The sequence below is a fragment of the Azospirillum thiophilum genome (assembly GCF_001305595.1).
Classification (GTDB): domain Bacteria; phylum Pseudomonadota; class Alphaproteobacteria; order Azospirillales; family Azospirillaceae; genus Azospirillum; species Azospirillum thiophilum.
Genome location: NZ_CP012401.1, coordinates 2583342 through 2601784 on the forward strand (window position 1 = coordinate 2583342; position 18443 = coordinate 2601784).

General features: G+C 68.4%; 17 protein-coding genes. 9 read left to right on the forward strand and 8 right to left on the reverse strand.

Annotated features, from left to right (window positions below; genetic code table 11):
* Positions 1 to 177: 177 nt before the first annotated feature.
* Genes serS through AL072_RS11935 form a run of 4 tightly spaced genes read left to right on the forward strand, consistent with a single transcriptional unit; the run spans position 178 to position 4149 of the window.
* Complete coding sequence (serS, locus tag AL072_RS11920) at positions 178 to 1449, forward strand: serine--tRNA ligase (protein WP_045580143.1); 1272 nt, start codon at positions 178 to 180, stop codon at positions 1447 to 1449.
* On the forward strand, positions 1449 to 2231 hold the full coding sequence (surE, locus tag AL072_RS11925; protein ID WP_045580142.1) for a 5'/3'-nucleotidase SurE: 783 nt from the start codon (positions 1449 to 1451) through the stop codon (positions 2229 to 2231). Before serS ends, surE begins: the two co-directional genes overlap by 1 nt.
* Positions 2228 to 2881 (forward strand): protein-L-isoaspartate(D-aspartate) O-methyltransferase, encoded by a 654-nt coding sequence (locus AL072_RS11930; protein ID WP_045580141.1) that lies wholly within the window; start codon positions 2228 to 2230, stop codon positions 2879 to 2881. Before surE ends, AL072_RS11930 begins: the two co-directional genes overlap by 4 nt.
* Positions 2878 to 4149: a M23 family metallopeptidase gene (locus AL072_RS11935; protein WP_045580140.1), complete on the forward strand. Its 1272-nt coding sequence runs from the start codon at positions 2878 to 2880 to the stop codon at positions 4147 to 4149. The genes AL072_RS11930 and AL072_RS11935 overlap by 4 nt, the downstream gene beginning before the upstream one ends.
* Here the strand turns inward: AL072_RS11935 and AL072_RS11940 are convergent.
* Positions 4106 to 4975, reverse strand: coding sequence for an ATP-binding protein (locus AL072_RS11940; RefSeq protein ID WP_045580139.1), 870 nt, complete (start codon positions 4973 to 4975; stop codon positions 4106 to 4108). The two genes, AL072_RS11935 and AL072_RS11940, sit on opposite strands and share 44 nt — an antisense overlap.
* Positions 4976 to 5198: 223 nt before the next feature.
* Here AL072_RS11940 and yajC point away from each other — a divergent pair, with 223 nt between their 5' ends.
* The 4 genes from yajC to AL072_RS11960 all read left to right on the forward strand — a co-directional run bounded on the left by yajC (position 5199) and on the right by AL072_RS11960 (position 8718).
* Complete coding sequence (yajC, locus tag AL072_RS11945; RefSeq protein WP_045580138.1) at positions 5199 to 5624, forward strand: preprotein translocase subunit YajC; 426 nt, start codon at positions 5199 to 5201, stop codon at positions 5622 to 5624.
* Between the two features lie 127 nt (positions 5625 to 5751).
* Entirely contained in the window at positions 5752 to 7350 is a 1599-nt protein-coding gene (gene secD, locus AL072_RS11950) for a protein translocase subunit SecD (protein WP_045580137.1), read from the forward strand.
* 11 nt (positions 7351 to 7361) lie between these two features.
* Entirely contained in the window at positions 7362 to 8312 is a 951-nt protein-coding gene (gene secF, locus AL072_RS11955) for a protein translocase subunit SecF (RefSeq protein ID WP_045580136.1), read from the forward strand.
* 31 nt (positions 8313 to 8343) lie between these two features.
* Entirely contained in the window at positions 8344 to 8718 is a 375-nt protein-coding gene (locus AL072_RS11960; RefSeq protein ID WP_045580135.1) for an Mth938-like domain-containing protein, read from the forward strand.
* 145 nt (positions 8719 to 8863) lie between these two features.
* Here the strand turns inward: AL072_RS11960 and AL072_RS11965 are convergent, their stop codons facing one another.
* From AL072_RS11965 to hpnC, 4 genes are read right to left on the reverse strand one after another with little or no spacing between them, the layout of a single operon-like run.
* On the reverse strand, positions 8864 to 9457 hold the full coding sequence (locus AL072_RS11965) for a superoxide dismutase (protein ID WP_045580134.1): 594 nt from the start codon (positions 9455 to 9457) through the stop codon (positions 8864 to 8866).
* A 6-nt stretch (positions 9458 to 9463) separates the two neighbouring features.
* Entirely contained in the window at positions 9464 to 10855 is a 1392-nt protein-coding gene (gene hpnE / locus AL072_RS11970) for a hydroxysqualene dehydroxylase HpnE (protein ID WP_045580133.1), read from the reverse strand.
* 2 nt (positions 10856 to 10857) lie between these two features.
* The gene (gene hpnD / locus AL072_RS11975) at positions 10858 to 11814 is read right to left on the reverse strand and encodes a presqualene diphosphate synthase HpnD (RefSeq protein WP_052709852.1); all 957 of its coding nucleotides are present in this window, start codon (positions 11812 to 11814) and stop codon (positions 10858 to 10860) included.
* 46 nt (positions 11815 to 11860) lie between these two features.
* The gene (hpnC, locus tag AL072_RS11980) at positions 11861 to 12733 is read right to left on the reverse strand and encodes a squalene synthase HpnC (protein ID WP_045580132.1); all 873 of its coding nucleotides are present in this window, start codon (positions 12731 to 12733) and stop codon (positions 11861 to 11863) included.
* A gap of 123 nt (positions 12734 to 12856) precedes the next feature.
* Between hpnC and AL072_RS11985 the strand changes: the two genes are divergently transcribed.
* Positions 12857 to 13711, forward strand: a complete 855-nt coding sequence (locus AL072_RS11985) for a phytoene/squalene synthase family protein (RefSeq protein ID WP_045580131.1) — start codon at positions 12857 to 12859, stop codon at positions 13709 to 13711.
* Between the two features lie 27 nt (positions 13712 to 13738).
* Here the strand turns inward: AL072_RS11985 and trmFO are convergent, their stop codons facing one another.
* From trmFO to uvrA, 3 genes are all read right to left on the reverse strand, one after another.
* Entirely contained in the window at positions 13739 to 15082 is a 1344-nt protein-coding gene (gene trmFO / locus AL072_RS11990) for a methylenetetrahydrofolate--tRNA-(uracil(54)-C(5))-methyltransferase (FADH(2)-oxidizing) TrmFO (RefSeq protein ID WP_045580130.1), read from the reverse strand.
* Positions 15083 to 15254: 172 nt separating this feature from the next.
* Complete coding sequence (locus AL072_RS11995; RefSeq protein ID WP_045580129.1) at positions 15255 to 15452, reverse strand: hypothetical protein; 198 nt, start codon at positions 15450 to 15452, stop codon at positions 15255 to 15257.
* Between the two features lie 62 nt (positions 15453 to 15514).
* Positions 15515 to 18382 (reverse strand): excinuclease ABC subunit UvrA, encoded by a 2868-nt coding sequence (gene uvrA, locus AL072_RS12000; protein ID WP_045580128.1) that lies wholly within the window; start codon positions 18380 to 18382, stop codon positions 15515 to 15517.
* Positions 18383 to 18443 lie beyond the last annotated feature (61 nt).

Below are 18443 nucleotides of genomic sequence, written 5' to 3' on the forward strand. Positions count from 1 at the left end.
CGGCGCAAACCGGACATTGCCTTGCGCCGGCCGTCCCGTCCAACGGCCGGGGGACGGAGCGGCCATGCCGCCCGTGCAGGGCGCAGCCGGAAGGATGGGGCGACGGCCTTGCACTGGACCTTCGACGGGGGCCGCCGTATAACCAGTGCCCCACACAATTCGTCGATGTCCCGAGCCATGCACGACCTTCGCGCCATCCGTGAGAATCCCGAAGCCTTCGACCGCGGCCTTGGCCGCCGGGGATTGGCGCCGATGTCGTCGTCGCTGCTCGACCTCGACGGCCGCCGCCGCGCCGCGCAGACCCAGATGCAGGAGATGCAGGCCCGCCGGAACGAGGCGGCGAAGGAGATCGGCCTCGCCAAGCGCGAGGGCCGCGACGCCCAGCCGATCCTGGACGAGATGGCGGCCCTGAAGGACCGCCTGCCCCAGGTGGAGGAGGAGGAACGTGCGCTCGGCGCCGAGTTGGACACGCTGCTGGCGGGAGTGCCCAACATCCCGGCCGACGACGTGCCGGACGGCCCGGACGAGAGCGCCAACGTCGAGGTCCGCCGCTGGGGCACCCCGCCGGACATCGCCAATCCCAAGCAGCATTACGAGCTGGGCGAAGCGCTCGGCCTGATGGATTTCGAGGCGGCGGCCCGCATGTCCGGCGCCCGCTTCACCGTGCTGAAGGGCGGACTTGCCCGGCTTGAACGGGCGCTCGCCGACTTCATGCTGGACATTCACACCGGCGAGCATGGCTTCACCGAGATCGCACCGCCGCTGATGGTGCGCGACAATGCGCTGTTCGGCACCGGCCAGTTGCCGAAGTTCGAGGAGGATCTGTTCAAGACCACCTCGTCCGACCATTACCTGATCCCGACCAGCGAGGTGCCGCTGACCAATCTGGTCAACGACCAGATCGTCGCGTCGGAGGAACTGCCGCTGCGCTACACCGCACTGACGCCGTGCTTCCGCGCCGAGGCGGGGTCGGCCGGGCGCGACACCCGCGGCATGATCCGCCAGCACCAGTTCTGGAAGGTGGAGATGGTCGCCATCACCACGCCGGAGCAGTCGGAGGACGAACACCAGCGCATGACCCGCTGTGCCGAGACGATCCTGGAGCGGCTGGGGCTCGCCTACCGCACCATCGTGCTGTGCACCGGCGACATGGGCTTCTCCTCGCGCAAGACCTTTGACGTCGAGGTGTGGCTGCCCGGCCAGAACGCCTACCGCGAGATCTCCAGCATTTCCAATTGCGGCGATTTCCAGGCGCGGCGGATGAAGGCCCGTTGCCGGCCGAAGGGCGAGAAGCAAACTCAGTTCGTCCACACCCTGAACGGATCGGGTGTGGCGGTCGGGCGCTGCCTGATCGCGGTGCTGGAGAACTACCAGCAGCCCGACGGTTCGATCCTGGTTCCGGAAGCGCTCCGCCCCTACATGCGCGGAGTGGAGAGGATTTCCATCTGATGTTCGACCTGCCGCTCGACCTGTCCCGGACCCGCATCCTCGTCACCAACGACGACGGCATCCATGCCCAGGGATTGAAGGTCCTGGAAGCCATCGCGCGCGAGTTGTCCGACGACGTCTGGGTCGTCGCGCCGGAGATGGAGCAGTCGGCGGCCAGCCATTCGCTGACCATCAACCGGCCGCTGCGCCTGCGCAAGCTGGACGACCGCCGCTTCACCGTCGACGGCACGCCGACCGACTGCGTGCTGCTGGCGGTCAACCATGTGATGAAGGAGTCCCGGCCGACGCTGGTCCTGTCCGGCGTCAACCAGGGCTCCAACATCGGCGAGGACGTGACCTATTCCGGCACCATCGCCGCGGCGATGGAGGCGACGCTGCTGAACGTCCCGGCCATCGCCATGAGCCAGCATTACGAGCAGGGCCAGCCGATCGACTGGTCCGCCGCCGCCGCCCATGGCGCCGACGTGGTCCGCAAGGCGGTGACGGTGGCCTGGCCGAAGAACGTCCTGCTGAACGTCAACTTCCCGTCCTGCCCGGCGGCGGAAGTGACCGGCATCCGGGTGGTCCGCCACGGCAAGCGCAAGATCGGCGACGAGCTTCTGGAACGCGTCGACCCGCGCGGCAAGCCCTATATCTGGATCGGCACGCTGCGCGGCGAGGCCGACGTTGCGGACGATACCGACATCCATGTCGTCTTCAACGGCGGCATCTCGGTGACGCCGGTCTATCTCGACCTCACCCACACCCCGACGCTGCAGACATTGAGGCAGGCTTTCGTGTGACCTACAACCCGCGCAGGATCCGCTTGCTGATGGCCCTTCGCGGGGCCGGCGTCACCGACACCAAGGTGCTGGCGGCGATCGAGCGGGTGCCGCGCGAGCTGTTCGTCCCGGAGGCCTTCCAGGACCGGGCGTGGGAGGATGTGGCTCTGCCGATCGACCAGGGCCAGACCATCAGCCAGCCGCTGGTCGTCGGGCTGATGACCCAGGCGCTGGAGCTGCAGCCGCGGCATCTGGTGCTGGAGGTCGGCACAGGCTCCGGCTATCAGGCGGCGGTGCTGGCCCGGCTCTGCCGCCGGGTCTTCACCATCGAGCGGCTGGAGCCGCTGCTGCGCGAGGCGGAGGCCCGGTTCCGGGCGCTAGATATCGGCAACATCACCACGCGGCTCGGCGACGGGACGCGCGGCTGGCCGGAGCAGGCGCCCTTCGCGCGCATACTGGTCACGGCGGCGGGCGGGCCGGAGCCGCCAAAAGACTTGACGGATCAACTCGCCGTTGGTGGTGTCATGCTCATTCCGCTCGGGGACGACCACCGCGGCCAAAGGGTCGTGCGTTTCCGGCGCTCCGAAGCTGGCCTTATCCGGGAGGACCTGTGGCCCGTCCGTTTCGTTCCGCTGCTGTCCGACCCGCCGCAACAGGTCCGTTCCGCATGAAACCCGTCCTCTCCGCCCTGGTCCTGTCCACCGCGGTGCTGGCGCTCGGCGCCTGCGAGCGCATCGGCGGGCTGGCGCCCTTCACCCATGTCGCCGAGGTGCCGGAGTCGGCCGGCGGCGCAATCACCGTGCAGAAGGGGGACAGCGCCTACAGCCTGTCGCGCCGCTACAATGTGCCGTTGCGCGACCTGATCGAGGCGAACCGGCTGGCGCCGCCCTACCGGCTGGATATCGGACAGCGGCTGGTGCTGCCCACCTCGCGCCAATACATCGTGCAGAAGGGCGACAGCCTCTACAGCATCTCGCGGATGCACAATGTCGATGTCAGCGAACTGACGCGGCTGAACAACCTCAGCCCGCCCTATGCGGTGCAGGTCGGCCAGCCGCTGCGCCTGCCGGGCAGCAACGACACCGGCGGGACCATGGTGGCTTCCGGCGGCGCCGTTCCACTGACGCCGCAAGGGGGGCAGCAGGGAAGCCCGCAGGGAGCGGCCGCCGGGCGCGGGTCGATCCAGGCCGCCGAACTGCCGCCGCCGTCCTCGAACGGATCCTCTAACGGTCCCTCGAACGCTCCCTCGGCCGGCGCCATTTCCGCCACGCCGCTGCCGCCGCCACCGAAGGCCGGCGCCGCGCCGGAGCCCGCGCCGGTCCAGCCGGCACCGGCTGCGGCCGGGGACGTGACCTATCAGCCGGGGCAGGGGCCGACCCTGCTGCGGCCGCCGGGCGCCAAGCCGTCCCCCGCGCCGATCCCGGCTCCCGCCGCCCCGCCGCAGGAGGTCGCCGCGGCGACCCCGCCGCCGAAACCGGATCCGAAGGCCGAGGTCGACGCCCCGCCGCCGCGCGGAAGCGCCCGGTTCCTGTGGCCGGTGAAGGGCAAGCTGATCTCCGGCTATGGGCCGAAGCCCGATGGCCTGCACAATGACGGGCTGAACATCGCGGCGGCCAAGGGCACCGCGGTGGTCGCCGCCGACAATGGCGTGGTCGCCTATGCCGGCAACGAGCTGCGCGGCTTCGGCAACCTGCTGCTGCTGAAACATGCCGACGGCTGGATCACCGCCTACGCCCACCTCGACAAGATCGAGGTGGAGCGCGGCGCCACGGTGAAGCGTGGCCAGACCATCGCCCGGGTGGGCCAGACCGGCAGCGTCACCTCGCCGCAGCTCCATTTCGAGCTGCGCAAGGGAAGCCAGGCGGTCGACCCGTCCGACCAGATGGACCGTAAGGTCAGCGAAGGGGCTGCCCGAGGCGACCGGCCAGGTCCTGGATGAACTGCCAGGCCACCCGGCCGGACCGGCTTCCGCGCGTGACCGACCACTCCACGGCCTCCGCGCGCAGCCGGTCGACCGGAACGTCCAGGCCGTAATGGCGGGCATAGCCCTCGATCATCGCGAAATAGGTGTCCTGGTCGCAGTTGTGGAAGCCGAGCCACAGCCCGAAACGGTCGGACAACGACACCTTCTCCTCCACCGCCTCCGCCGGGTTGATGGCGGTGGACCGCTCGTTCTCGATCATGTCGCGCGGCATCAGGTGGCGGCGGTTCGACGTCGCGTAGAACACCACATTGTCCGGGCGCCCCTCGATGCCGCCGTCCAGCACCGCCTTCAGCGACTTGTAATGTGCGTCGTCATGGTCGAAGGACAGGTCGTCGCAGAACAGGATGAAGCGGCGTGCTTCGCCCTTCAGCCGGGCCAGCAGGCGGGGCAGGGTGGGGATGTCCTCGCGGTGGATTTCCACCAGCGCCAGTTCGCCCGGCCGCTCGGCGCAGATCGCCGCATGGACGGCCTTGACCAACGAGCTCTTGCCGGTGCCGCGCGCGCCCCACAGCAGGGCGTTGTTGGCCGGCAGGCCAGCGGTGAAACGGCGGGTGTTGTCCAGCAGGATCCCGCGCTGCCACTCGATGCCCTGCAGCAGCAGGATGTCGACCCGGTTGACCGCCGGTACCGGCTCCAGCCGGTCGGGGTCGGGATGCCAGACGAAGGCGTCGGCCGCGGTGAAGTCCAGCGGCTGCGCCTTCGGCGGGGCGATACGCTCCAGAGCCTCCGCGATGCGGGTCAGCAGGGGGACCAGCGCGTGCTCGGTGTTGAACTGCGACATTATTCTCCGGACTTTTTTCTGGATGTTCCATGGAAAGTGCGCGACCGCGCAGCCATCTTTCCGACGCCTTCGCACGGTAACACAGCAGGGCAAGCGCACAAGCTGTGGCCGCCCCGCGGATTGTGCCGCATCACCATTGCATCCCGGTCATGGGCGGCTATAGTCGCGGCGTCCCGGCGGAACGCCGATCCCGCGCGAGACCAAAACTCAAAGGAGCTTCCAGATGTTCGTTTCGACGGCTTATGCACAGACGGCGGCGCCGGCTGGCGGCGGCGGTGACATGCTCGTCCAGTTTCTGCCGCTGATCCTGATCTTCATCGTCTTCTACTTCCTGCTGATCCGTCCGCAGCAGAAGAAGATGAAGGAGCATAAGGCCATGCTGTCGGCGATCCGCCGCGGCGACCGCGTCGTGACCGGCGGCGGCATCATCGGCATCGTCACCAAGGTCGGCGCCGACGAGGAGATCACCGTGGAGATCGCGGAGAATGTGCGCGTGCGCTGCCTGCGCTCCACCGTGAATCTGGTGCTAGCCAAGACCGAACCGGCCGGCAAGTCTGGCGGCGACGCCGCCCCGGCCGCCGAAGGCGAGGCCAAGCCGGTCGAGACGCCGGCAGCCGGCGGCATCGGCAAGCTGTTCGGCCGCAAGTAAGCCGCGACCGGGCTCCTCCTTCCCCGCGGGCCAGCCCGAAGGCGCTTCCCGTCCGGGAGGCCGGCTGCCGTGCCAAAGCGGCGGACCGGTTTCCCGGACCGGGTGTGGAATCGGATTCGAGTGACGCATGCTCTATTTTTCGCGCTGGAAGATTTACATGATCGTGGCGATCTGCGTCGCCGGGGTCATCCTGATGCTGCCCAACTTCATGGGCCGCGGCACGCTGGCGGCACTGCCGTCCTGGTACGCCAACACCCGGGTTTCGCTGGGTCTCGACCTGCGCGGCGGATCGCATCTGTTGCTCGAGGTCGACATGGCCACCGTCATCCGTGACCGGGTCGAAGGTCTGGTCGACGGCGCCCGGCAGCAGCTGCGCACCGCCAATGTCGGCTACACCGCGCTGAATGCCGGCGACCGCGCCGTGACCGTCCAGCTACGCGATCCCGCCCAGGCCGACGATGCGGTCAAGGCGTTGCGCCAGTTGGCGAGCCCGATCGGTGCCTCCGCTCTCGGCGGCGGCGTGCCGGACCTGACCGTGTCCGTCGACGGCTCCACCGTGACCGTGGCGCTGAGCGAGGTCGCCCTGCGCGACCGCGCCACCCAGGCCATCGAACAGTCGATCGAGATCGTCCGCCGCCGCATCGACGAGACCGGCGTGAACGAGCCGACCATCGCCCGCCAGGGCAATGACCGCATCCTGGTCCAGCTGCCCGGCGTCGAGGATCCCGACCGCGTCAAGCGGCTGCTCGGCACCACGGCCAAGATGACCTTCCGGCTGGTCGACATGAACGCCGACCCCAACAGCGGCCGCGCCCCTCCGGGGTCGGAGATCCTGCCCTCGACCGAAGGCGACCGCTATCAGTCGAAATACGTCATCCGCAAGAAGGTCGAGGTCGACGGCGCGACGCTGCAGAACGCCACCGCCGGGACCAACCCGCAGACCGGCGAATGGGTGGTGAACTTCGAGTTCAACACCGCTGGCGCCAATCGCTTCGCCGAAGTGACCAAGCAGAATGTCGGCCGGCCCTTCGCCATCGTGCTCGACAACAAGGTCATCAGCGCCCCCGTGATCCGCGAGCCGATCACCGGCGGCCGTGGCCAGATCAGCGGCAACTTCACCGCCGCCAACGCCAACGACCTCTCCGTCCTGCTGCGTGCCGGCGCCCTGCCGGCGCCGCTGAAGGTGATCGAGGAACGCACGGTCGGTCCCGACCTGGGCGCCGATTCGATCCGCGCCGGCCTGACCGCCGTACTCGTCGGCTTCGTCATGGTCTGCATCTACATGATCGCGTGCTACGGGCTGTTCGGTTCCTTCGCCTGCTTCGCGCTGCTGATCAACCTGGTGCTGACACTGGCGGCGCTGTCGCTGCTGCAGGCCACCCTGACGCTGCCGGGCATCGCCGGCGTCCTGCTGTCGCTGGGTCTGGCGGTCGACGCCAACATCCTGATCAACGAGCGCATCCGCGAGGAGACGAAGAAGGGCCGCGGCGTCTTCGCCTCGATGGAAGCCGGTTTCAGCCGCGCCTACAGCACCATCGTCGACAGCAACCTGACGACGGCGATCAAGATGGCGCTGCTGTTCATCTTCGGCACCGGTGCCATCAAGGGTTTCGCCGTCACCATCACCTTCGGCATCCTCATCTCCATGTTCACCGCCACGGTGCTGGTGCGCCTGATGATGGTGACGTGGCTGCGCCGGACGCGTCCGGCCGCGTTGCCCGTCTGAGAGGTCCTCCGATGTTCCATCTCCGCCTCGTCCCCGACAACACCAAGATCCCGTTCATGAACGGCCGCATCACCGGCCTCGTCGTGTCGGCGGTCCTGTCCATCGCCTCGCTGGTCCTGTTCTTCCACCCCGGCCTCAACTACGGCATCGACTTCCGCGGCGGCATCGTCATCGAGGCGCGGACGCCGCAGGCGGCCGACTTCGCCTCGCTGCGCCATACCCTGTCGGGTCTCGGCATGGGGCAGGTGGCGCTGCAGGAGTTCGGGTCGCCCCAGGACGTGCTGATCCGGCTGGAACGGCAGCCCGGCGACGACGCCGCCCAGCAGGTGGCCGCCGACAAGGTGCGCGGCACCTTGGCGCAGGCGGTGCCCGGCACCCAGGTGCGCCGCGTCGAGGCCGTCGGCGCGTCGGTCAGCGGCGAGTTGTTCGCCAACGGCATGCTGGCGCTGGGCCTCGCGATGCTGGCGATGCTCGTCTACATCTGGTTCCGCTTCGAATGGCAGTTCGGCGCCGGCGCCGTGGTGACTCTGCTGCTGGACATCACCAAGATCGTCGGATTCTACGCGATCACCGATATCCAGTTCAACCTGACGGCGGTGGCAGCGATCCTGACCGTCATGGGCTATTCGGTGAACGACAAGGTGGTCGTCTATGACCGCATGCGCGAGAATCTGCGCATCTACAAGAAGATGCCACTGCGCGACCTGATCGACCTGTCGATCAACGAGACGCTGAACCGCACCGTCGGCACCTCGGTCTGCACCCTGCTGTCGATCATCCCGCTCGCCCTGTTCGGCGGCGAGGCGTTGCAGGATTTCGGCATCGTGCTGATCTTCGGCGTCATCCTGGCGACCAGCTCGTCGGTGTTCATCGCCGCCCCGATCCTGTTGTTCCTGGGCGAGAACCGTCTGCGCCGCGGCAGCCCCGAAGCGGCGGCGAGCACGCCGGCGGCCACGCCGTAAGGCCGGCGCCTACAGGGAAGGAGAGGGCAGCATGGACATCACGCCGATGATCCCGTCTGACCGTCAGGTCATCGACGGATTCGGTCCTGGGCAGTTCTGCATTTCCGGCCAATGGCGGGTCGGCGCGGTGGTGGTGCTGCCCGACCGCACCCAGGCCTGGGCGGCGACCGACGCCGCGTCCCTGACGCTGGATGATTTCGCCCCGGTCCTGGCGGCCGAGCCCAAGGTGGAGATCCTGCTGCTCGGCACCGGTCCAACCATGCGGATGATCCCGAAGGAGCTGCGCAAGGCCCTGCGCGACCAGGGCGTGGTGGTGGAGCCGATGGACAGCCGTGCCGTCTGCCGCACCTACAATGTCCTGCTGTCCGAAGGCCGGCGGGTGGCGGCGGCGATGCTGCCGGTGTAGCTGGGATATAGTGCCGAAAACGACAAAGGCGCTCCGGATCGGAGCGCCTTTGCTTTTTACGGACACTCGCGGCGCCTACCCCAACCCCGACCCTCCCCCGCGCGACTGCGGAGGAGGGGAAAATGGGGAAGCGCCGGCCGGATGCTTACGCGGCCAGCTGCTCGGCGGCGAAGTCCCAGTTGGCGAGGTTGTCGATCACCGCCTTGACGAAATCGGCGCGGCGGTTCTGGAAATCGACGTAATAGGCGTGCTCCCACACGTCGATGGTGAACAGCGGCTTGTGGCCGTGCGCCAGCGGGGTGTCGGCGTTGCCGGTCTTGCCGATCTTCAGCTTGTCGCCATCCAGGTACAGCCAAGCCCAGCCGGAACCGAACTGGGTCAGGGCGGCCTGGGTCAGCTCTTCCTTGAACTTCTCGACGCTGCCGAAATCGGCGACGATGCGCTGCTCCAGGGCCGCCGGCATCTTGCCGCCGTCCTTCTGCAGGCACTGCCAGAAGAAGGTGTGGTTCCACACCTGGGCGGCGTTGTTGAAGATGCCGACCTTGGAAGCGTCGCCGACCGAAGCCTTGATGACCTCCTCCAGGCTGGCGTCGGCCAGCGGGGTGTCCTTGGTCAGGTTGTTCAGGTTGGTGACGTAGGTCTGATGATGCTTGTCGTGATGCAGGTGCAGCGTCTCCGACGAGATGTACGGAGCCAGAGCGTCATATGCATACGGAAGCGGCGGAAGTTCGAACGCCATTTGGATTTACCCTCTCTTCTTTGATTGTCCTTCCGGGCCGCGCCTTGCGGACACGGCACCTCCGTCCGTCCAAATAGGCCGAAGGCCGAAGCTTGTGAAGGCCGGAAAAGGGTTGAAGCGCCGTATAGGGTTATTTCCGTTGGACAAAGCCGCCTCGGCAGCCCGGTTTCCCGAACGCACCGCCGCCTCCAACGTGGCGGGAAGCCCCGTTTCCGTCCAGTCGCCGGCCAGCAGCAGGTTGCGCCAGCGGGTTCGCGTGCCCGGCCGCCGTGCGACCGAGTCGGGAGACTGGTCGGGGGTCGCCCGCCGCTCCTTCACCACCCGGAACGGCCGACTCGGCTCCCCGAGTCGGCCCGCTTCGGCATTCAGGTGGGGAGCGATCTCCGCCCACAGCCTCGCGGCGATCTCCTCGGCCGGCAGACCGGCCAGCGCGTCGGCATCGCTGACGGTGACCGACAGCAGGTCGTCGCGGGCGAACAGCCATTCCGCCGTCCCGCCGACCAGCCCCAGGAAGGGCAGGCCGCCCGGCAGCCGCACCGGCTCGTCCAGCCGGACATGGAGATTGACGATGGCCGGCCCCGGCGGCGGCACCGTCAGGCAGGGCACCAGCCGCTCCGCGACCCAGGCCGGCGTCGCCAGCAGCACGCCGTCCGCCGGCCCGAGCATCACCTCGGCACCGGCCACAGACAGGCTGGCGACGCGGTCGCCGTCGAAGCGCAGCCCGTCGATTCGCGACCCAAGATGCAGCGCCGCCCCGGCGGCCTCCAGCCGTGCCAGCGCCGGATCGACGAAGGCGGCGGACAGGCCACGCGGCGCCAGCACCGGCCGGCAGGCGGCCTCGCCCCGTAGCAGCGTCTCGCGCAGCACCGCGCCGAACAGCCGGGCGGAGACACGGTTCACCGGCCCGTTGAGCGCCGATACCGCCAGCGGTCGCCACAGCGGCTCGTAGAGGGCATTGCCGGGCGGCAGGCAGTCGGCGACGGTCTCGTCCCCGCCGGCGGTCAGCACACGCAGGGCGGCGAGATAATCGCGGGGACGACTGCCCGGCACCCGCCGCGCTTGGTCGAACAACCAAAAGCCGCCGGGCCGCAGGATCCAGCTCCGGTCGTCGCGCAGGTCGAGGAAGGGGAAGGCCGCCGGCCGCAATTCCTCCAGCGCGTCACCACCGCCGATGCGCCGGGCATAGTCCAGCAGCGCCCGGTTGCCGCTGAGCACCATATGGCTGCCGTTGTCGATGGAGCGGCCAAGCGTGGCGTCGTGGAAGCTGCGGCATCGCCCGCCGGCCTGCGGCGCCTGCTCATGGACGACGACACGCCGCCCACCCTCCACCAGCCTGACGGCGGCGGCCAGTCCGGCGAGACCGGCGCCGACGATGTGGACGGTCGGGGTTCCGCTCATTCTCAAGCGGCCGGCGGCAGGCCGAACATGCAACGTACCGCCACCCAGGCGCTTTCACGCCGCCCGACCCGCGATCGGACGGTCAGGTCGCGCCAACCGGCTGCACGCAGGCGCCGCAGCAGCCGGTGATACAGCACCATCATCGCCGTCGCCGCCCACAGCGAGCCGCGTGCCCGTCCATCCAACGCCGCCCTCGCCTCGGCGAAGCGGGCCTCGGCCAGCGCGGCCAGCGCCTCGCAGGCGCGGGGCAGGGTGGGATGGGCCAGAACCTCGGCGGGGCGAACTGCAGCGATGTCGGCGGTGATGCCGGCAGCCTGCAGCAGCTCGCGCGGCAGGTAGAGGCGCCCCATCTCGGCATCCTCGGCCAGATCGCGCAGGATGTTGGTCAGTTGCAGAGCCTCGCCGAGTGCCAGCGCGAACCGCTCGGTAGCTGGATCGGCACGGTCGAAGACGCGGATCGCCAGCATGCCGACCGCACCGGCGACGCGGCGGCAATAGAGGCGCAGCGTATCGAGGTCGGGAGCGCGCATGCCGCCGGGGCCGCCCCCGTCCCGGCAGCCTTCCGCCTCGGCGGCGACATCCATCGCCATGCCGTCGATCAGCGCCTCAAGCTCGACACGCGGCAGGCCGTAGCGGTCGATGGCTCCCTTCAGGGCGGCGGTCAGCGGGTCGCCCGGCGCTCCGCCGGCATACAGGTCGCGGATGTCGCGCCGCCAGACGTCCAGCGCGGCACGCTTGGCGGCGGGTTCGCCCGGTTCGTCGGCGATGTCGTCGATGCGGCGGCAGAAGGCGTAGATGGCGAACATCGCCGCCCGCTTGGACGCGGGCAGCAGGCGCATCGGCCAATAGAAGGTGCTGCCCGAACCGGCAGTCACGGCCGCTGCCGTGTCGGGCACCTTGTCCGGCACTGCGCTGGATACCGGTTCCAGCGGGGCCGTCTCCAGCGGGGCAGGGGGCATCTGTCGCTTCCTGGGCGGTGCACGTCGCGGCGTGCGGCCCGGGAGTTTATGCGGCGGAGAAGCTCCGCGCCAGCCCCCGCGCCACCGCCGCCAGCTTGTGGCCGGTTCCAAGCGTCACCCGCGCCTTCATCGGGTCGCGCGCCTTCAGCCGGCGCGAGAGCGATTCGGCAAGGCTGAGGATGACCGCCGCCTCCATCCGCAGGCCGCGATGCCGGATCAGGCCGGGCAGGGCGGCGGCACGTTCCAGCAGCCGGTCGGTATGCTCGAGCGCCTGGTCGAAGATCGCGCGCATGCGCGGATCGCTCTCGGCCTCCACAAGCCGTTCGACGCTGACACCCGACTCGTCGAACCAGCCGAGCGGGATGTAGCAGCGGCCGAGCTGGGTCCAGTCCTCCCGCGCGTCCTGCAGGTGGTTCAACACCTGCAAGGCGGAACACAGCGCATCCGAAGCGGGACCGGCCGCCACGCCCTCGCCATGCAGATCCAGCAGGTAGCGGCCGACCGGGTTGGCGGAGAAGCGGCAGTAAAGCAGCAGGTCGCTCCAGCTGTGGCAGCGGGCGCCGACCGCATCGCGGCGGAAGGCGCGCAGGACCTGCCGGGCATGGCGGTCGCTGACACCGGTCGTCTGCAGGCTCTCGCGCAGGTCGACGGCCGGCTTCAGGTAGGCATGCTTGGCCTGTCCGGAGGTCAGCGCGCGCTCGAGCGCCTCCAGGTAGGCCAGCTTGGTCTCCGGTTCGAGATCGGGGTCGTCCGCGATGTCGTCGGCAAGGCGGACGAACCGGTAGAAGGCTATCACATGCGGGCGCAGGTGTTTGGGGATCAGGCGGGAGGCGACCGGAAAATTCTCTCCCGTCTCGTCCTTGCGGGCGACCGGGCCGGTCTTGCGGGGTTTGGTCGGAGCGATGTTGAAATCCGTCATGGGATCCCTGCCTGCTGCGCGTCGGGGCTGGCGGTGCGAGCGTGTGTGCTTCATATAGGCGTGGCAATCGGCTTTGGCCCGTCCTTCGATGGCTCCTCTCCTCTTTTTCCAATCGGGCATCCCATGGTGAAGGCTGCGACCGACCTGTCCTATTGCGGACGGGAGGTTCGGAAATATGACAACGACCACTTTCTGACAGGTCTGTTCTCTCCGGCCGAAAGACGGGAGGCGATATTCGCACTCTACGCCTTCAACCTTGAGATCGCGAAGACCCGGGAGGTCGTTAGCGAACCGATCCTGGGCCAGATGCGACTTCAATTCTGGCGCGACGGCATCGAGTCCGTCTATGGGGACGGACCCGTACCCCGTCATGGCGTGATGGATCCGCTGGTCGAGGCCGCCCGCGGGCTCGGGCTGAGCCGCTCCCTGTTCGACCGGCTGATCGACGCGCGCGAGGCCGACCTGGACGACACACCGCCGGCCGATCTGGCCTGTCTGGTCAATTACGCCGAGGTGACCGGCGCGCCGCTGGTGCAGCTGGCGCTGGAGATACTGGGCGTGCGCGACGGGGCGGCGATGGCTGCCGGGCGCCACGCCGGCATCGCCTATGCCCTGGCCGGCATCCTGCGCGCCGCTCCCTTCCTGGCCCGTCAGCGCCGCCAGCTCCTGCCGGACGACCTGATGCGGCGCCATGGCGCGAAGAGCGAGGATCTGTTCGCCGGCCGCTCCACGCCCGAACTGCGGCCGGTGGTGGGAGAGATCACGGCGGTGGCCCGCAAGCATCTGGGCGAGGCGCGCGCCTTGCGCCGGCAGGTGCCGAAGGCGGCCATCCCGGCCCTGCTGCCGGCGACGCTGGCCGACCTGCATCTGGGCGTGATCGCCCGGGAGGGCAACGACGTCTTCGCCCCGCGCGTGCTGCTGCCGAACCCGTTCCGGCAGATCAGGCTGGGCTGGGCGGCGCTGCGCGGACGCTACTGAGCATATCCGCACAGCCAAGACGGCCGATCACCCCTTCAGCCAGCCGTCCAGGTCGGCGAGCGCGCGGCGGGTGTAGGCCAGCTTGCGGTCGCGGCCGCGGATCTTGTCGTCCACCGGCGGGAACAGGCCGAAATTGACGTTCATCGGCTGGTAGGTCTCGGCCTCCGCCCCGCCGGTGATGTGGCCCAGGATGGCGCCGAGCGCGGTTGTGACCGGCGGCGTGACGATCTCGCGGCCCTGGCGCTCCGCCGCGGCGAATCGACCAGCGAGCAGACCGACGGCGGCGCTCTCGACATAGCCCTCGCAGCCGGTGACCTGCCCGGCGAAGCGCAGGCGGGGCAGCGATTTCAGCCGCAGCGCGCCGTCCAGCAGGCGCGGGCTGTTCAGGAAGGTGTTGCGGTGCATGCCGCCCAGCCGGGCGAACTCGGCATTCTCCAGGCCGGGGATCATGCGGAAGATGCGCGCCTGTTCGGCGTGGCGCAGCTTGGTCTGGAAGCCGACGAGGTTGTAGAGCGTACCGAGCGCATTGTCCTGGCGCAGCTGGACCACGGCGTAGGGGCGGCGTTCTGGCTTGTGCGGGTTGGTCAGTCCGACCGGCTTCATCGGGCCGTAGCGCAGCGTGTCGACCCCGCGCTCCGCCATCACCTCGATGGGAAGGCAGCCTTCGAAGTAGGGGGTGTTCTTCTCCCACTCCTTGAAGTCCAGCTTCTCGCCGCCGATCAGCGCATCGATGAAGGCACGGTAGTCGTCCTTCTCGAAGGCGCAGTTGATGTAGTCCTTGCCGGTGCCGCCGGGCCCGGGCTTGTCGTAGCGCGACTGGAACCACGCCTTCGACAGGTCGACGCTCTCCAGATAGACGATCGGGGCGATGGCGTCGAAGAAGGCCAGTGACTCCTCGCCGGTGTGGGTGCGCACCGCGTCCGCCAGGGCGGGGGAGGTCAGCGGGCCGGTGGCGACGATGACGCTGTCCCACGCGTCGGGAGGCAGGCCGGCGACCTCGCCGCGCTCCAGGGTGATGAGCGGGTGGCCCGAGATCGCCTCTGTCACCGCATCGGCGAAGCCGTCGCGGTCCATGGCGAGCGCGCCGCCGGCCGGCACCTTGTGCGCATCGGCGCAGCGCAGGATCAGCGAACCGCTGCGCCGCATCTCCTCGTGCAACAGCCCGACCGCATTGTATTCGGCATCGTCCGAGCGGAAGGAGTTGGAGCAGACCAGTTCCGCCAGCTTGTCGGTGTCGTGCGCCTCGGTCTTGCGGACCGGCCGCATCTCGTGCAGCACGACGGGCACGCCGCGGGTGGCGAGCTGCCAGGCGGCTTCGGTGCCGGCGAGGCCGCCGCCGATGACGTGGACGGGACGAATGGTGTCGGTCATGAAGGCAATTTTCCAGGCAAGACTGCGGAGGATTTGCGCGCAATCTAGGCGGTCCGCTCCAAAAACGACAGTCCTCAAACGGCAACGTCCAAACACAAGTCAGCCGGCCTCCATGGCGAAGGCCGGCTGCAAGTGGATCAGGGTCAGTCAGAACCGCGGAGGCGGGCGGGACTCACTCGCTCTTGGTGGTCGTGCTGCGCTCGACGGTGGTGGAGCCGGTCGGCGCCGGGGCCGCGCTGCTCGAACCGTAGCCGGGCGTGGTGGTGGTGGTCGTCGTCGTGCTGGTGGTGCTGCCGTCAGAGCCGCAGGCGGCCAGCAGCAGAGCGCCGCCGAGCGCGGCGCCCACACCGGTCAGAAAAGTCCTGGTCATGGCCGTGTTCTCCCGTGCGTTGAGGATTCTGCCCGGGGGAACACGGTGAAGGCCGCGTTTGTTCACGCCCTCTTTCGGGTTGCCGATTTCCGCACCGCCGGCTTCGCCTTCAGGTAGGGGGCGAGGTAGCGGCCGGTATAGCTGCGCTCCACCGTCGCGACGTCTTCCGGGGTACCTTCCGCGACGATCTCGCCACCGCCGGTGCCGCCCTCCGGCCCCAGGTCGATGATCCAGTCGGCGGTCTTGATGACCTCCAGATTGTGTTCGATCACCAGCACCGTGTTGCCCTGGTCGACCAGCGCATGCAGCACCTCCATCAGCTTCTCGACATCGGCGAAATGCAGGCCGGTGGTCGGCTCATCCAGGATGTAGAGCGTGCGGCCGGTGGCGCGGCGGCTCAACTCCTTGGACAGCTTGACGCGCTGCGCCTCGCCGCCCGACAGCGTCGTCGCCGCCTGGCCGATGTGGATGTAGCCAAGGCCGACCCGTTCCAGCGTGTCCATCTTGTCGCGGATGCCGGGCACGGCCTTGAAGAACTCCTTGCCCTCCTCGACCGTCATGTCGAGCACGTCGGCGATGGTCTTGTCGCGGTAGGTGACCTCCAGCGTCTCGCGGTTGTAGCGCTTGCCGTGGCAGACGTCGCAGGTGACGTAGACGTCGGGCAGGAAATGCATCTCGATCTTGATGACGCCGTCGCCCTGGCAGGCCTCGCAGCGGCCGCCCTTGACGTTGAAGGAGAAGCGGCCGGGGCCGTAGCCGCGCGCCTTCGATTCCGGCAGGCCGGCGAACCAGTCGCGGATCGGGGTGAAGGCGCCGGTGTAGGTCGCAGGGTTGGAGCGCGGGGTGCGGCCGATCGGCGACTGGTCGATGTCGATGACCTTGTCGAGATACTCCAGCCCGAGCACCGCGTCATGCTCCGCCGGATGCTCGCGCGCGCCCATCAGCTTGCGCGCGACCGCCTTGTAGAGCGTCTCGATGATCAGCGTCGACTTGCCGCCGCCCGACACGCCGGTCACGCAGGTGAAGGTGCCGAGCGGGATCCTGGTCGAGACATTCTGCAAATTGTTGGCGCGGGCGCCCTGCACCTCCAGGAACTGGCCGGGATGGCCGGGCCGGCGCGTGTCGGGCACCGGAACGAAGCGGGTCCCGTTCAGATACTGGGCGGTGATGCTGTCCGGGTTCTTCTGGACCTCCTCCGGCCGGCCCTGGGCGATCACGGTGCCGCCATGCTGGCCGGCGCCGGGCCCCATGTCGACCAGATAGTCGGCGCTGCGGATGGCGTCCTCGTCATGCTCGACCACGATGACGGTGTTGCCGATGTCGCGCAGGCGCTTCAGCGTCTCCAGCAACCGGTCATTGTCGCGCTGATGCAGGCCGATCGACGGCTCGTCCAGCACATAGAGAACGCCGGTCAGGCCGGAGCCGATCTGCGAGGCCAGCCGGATCCGCTGACTCTCGCCGCCAGACAACGTGCCGGAGCCGCGGCTCAGCGTGAGATATTCGAGGCCGACGGCATTGAGGAATCCGAGCCGCTCGTTGATCTCCTTGAGGATGCGGTAGGCGATCTCCCGGTCCTTCGGGCGCAGATGCTCGTTCAATTCACTGAACCAGGCTCCGGCACCGGCGATGGACAGCTCGGCCGCTTCCGAGATGTTGCACCCGCGGATCTTGACCGCCAGCGCCTCCGGCTTCAGCCGCGCGCCCTTGCAGACCTCGCAGGGCTGGGAGGACTGGTATTTCGACAGCTCGTCGCGCATCCAGGCGCTTTCCGTCTCGCGGTAGCGCCGTTCCAGATTGTTGACGATGCCCTCGAACGGCTTGTTGGTCTGGTAGCTGCGCAGGCCGTCGTCATAGGTCATGGTGATGGCCGACCCGCCCGAGCCGAACAGGATGGTCTGCCGCACCGTATCCGGCAGATCCTGCCAGGGCGTCGTCATCGACGCGCCGAAATGCTGGCAGATGCTCTCCAATGTCTGGTCGTAATATTTGGAGGTCGATCCGGCCCACGGCGCCACCGCCCCCTTGGCCAGGGTCAGCCGTTCGTCCGGGACCACCAGCATCGGGTCGAAATAGATCTTGCTGCCCAGCCCGTCGCAGGCCGGGCAGGCGCCAAACGGGTTGTTGAAGGAGAACAGCCGCGGCTCGATCTCAGGGATGGTGAAGCCGCTGACCGGGCAGGCGAATTTCTGCGAGAAGACGGTCTGCTCGTTGGTCTCGGCATTCTCGACCCAGACGATGCCGTCGGCCAGCCCCAGCGCGGTCTCCAGCGAATCGGCCAGACGGTTGCCCAGCCCCTCGCGCACCACGATGCGGTCGACCACCACCTCGATATCATGCTTCAGCTTCTTGTTGAGCGCCGGCACCTCGTCGATCTCGTACATGGTGCCGTCGACCCGCAGGCGCTGGAAGCCGCGCTTGCGCAGATCCTGCATCTCCTTCCTGTACTCGCCCTTGCGGCCACGTACGAAGGGGGCGAGCAGCAGCAGGCGGGTGCCCTCCGGCATGCCCGTGATGCGGTCGACCATCTGGCTGATCGTCTGGCTTTCGATCGGCAGGCCGGTGGCCGGCGAATAGGGGATGCCGACGCGCGCCCACAGCAGGCGCATGTAGTCGTAGATCTCCGTCACCGTGCCGACGGTGGAGCGCGGATTCTTCGACGTCGTCTTCTGTTCGATCGAGATGGCCGGCGACAGCCCCTCGATCGAATCGACGTCGGGCTTCTGCATCAGTTCCAGGAACTGGCGCGCGTAGGCCGACAGGCTCTCCACGTAGCGCCGCTGCCCCTCGGCATAGATGGTGTCGAAGGCGAGCGAGGATTTGCCCGATCCCGACAGGCCGGTGATGACGATCAACTCGTCGCGCGGCAGATCGACATCGACGTTCTTCAGGTTGTGTTCCCGCGCGCCGCGGACGCTGATGTATTTGTTCATGGTGCGTTCTTTTTACCCGAAGACCAGCCGGATGGAAAGCGGCAAGCTGCAGCGCCGCGAG

Bases quoted from the DNA above. Each gene is read 5' to 3' on its own strand.
- AL072_RS11935 (WP_045580140.1), top strand. From the start codon at position 2,878: ATGAAACCCGTCCTCTCCGCCCTGGTCCTGTCCACCGCGGTGCTGGCG.
- AL072_RS11965 (WP_045580134.1), bottom strand. From the start codon at position 9,457: ATGGCGTTCGAACTTCCGCCGCTTCCGTATGCATATGACGCTCTGGCT.
- yajC (WP_045580138.1), top strand. From the start codon at position 5,199: ATGTTCGTTTCGACGGCTTATGCACAGACGGCGGCGCCGGCTGGCGGC.
- serS (WP_045580143.1), top strand. From the start codon at position 178: ATGCACGACCTTCGCGCCATCCGTGAGAATCCCGAAGCCTTCGACCGC.
- hpnD (WP_052709852.1), bottom strand. From the start codon at position 11,814: ATGCCCCCTGCCCCGCTGGAGACGGCCCCGCTGGAACCGGTATCCAGC.
- AL072_RS11940 (WP_045580139.1), bottom strand. From the start codon at position 4,975: ATGTCGCAGTTCAACACCGAGCACGCGCTGGTCCCCCTGCTGACCCGC.
- surE (WP_045580142.1), top strand. From the start codon at position 1,449: ATGTTCGACCTGCCGCTCGACCTGTCCCGGACCCGCATCCTCGTCACC.
- trmFO (WP_045580130.1), bottom strand. From the start codon at position 15,082: ATGACCGACACCATTCGTCCCGTCCACGTCATCGGCGGCGGCCTCGCC.
- uvrA (WP_045580128.1), bottom strand. From the start codon at position 18,382: ATGAACAAATACATCAGCGTCCGCGGCGCGCGGGAACACAACCTGAAG.
- secD (WP_045580137.1), top strand. From the start codon at position 5,752: ATGCTCTATTTTTCGCGCTGGAAGATTTACATGATCGTGGCGATCTGC.
- AL072_RS11960 (WP_045580135.1), top strand. From the start codon at position 8,344: ATGGACATCACGCCGATGATCCCGTCTGACCGTCAGGTCATCGACGGA.
- hpnE (WP_045580133.1), bottom strand. From the start codon at position 10,855: ATGAGCGGAACCCCGACCGTCCACATCGTCGGCGCCGGTCTCGCCGGA.
- AL072_RS11995 (WP_045580129.1), bottom strand. From the start codon at position 15,452: ATGACCAGGACTTTTCTGACCGGTGTGGGCGCCGCGCTCGGCGGCGCT.
- secF (WP_045580136.1), top strand. From the start codon at position 7,362: ATGTTCCATCTCCGCCTCGTCCCCGACAACACCAAGATCCCGTTCATG.
- hpnC (WP_045580132.1), bottom strand. From the start codon at position 12,733: ATGACGGATTTCAACATCGCTCCGACCAAACCCCGCAAGACCGGCCCG.
- AL072_RS11985 (WP_045580131.1), top strand. From the start codon at position 12,857: ATGGTGAAGGCTGCGACCGACCTGTCCTATTGCGGACGGGAGGTTCGG.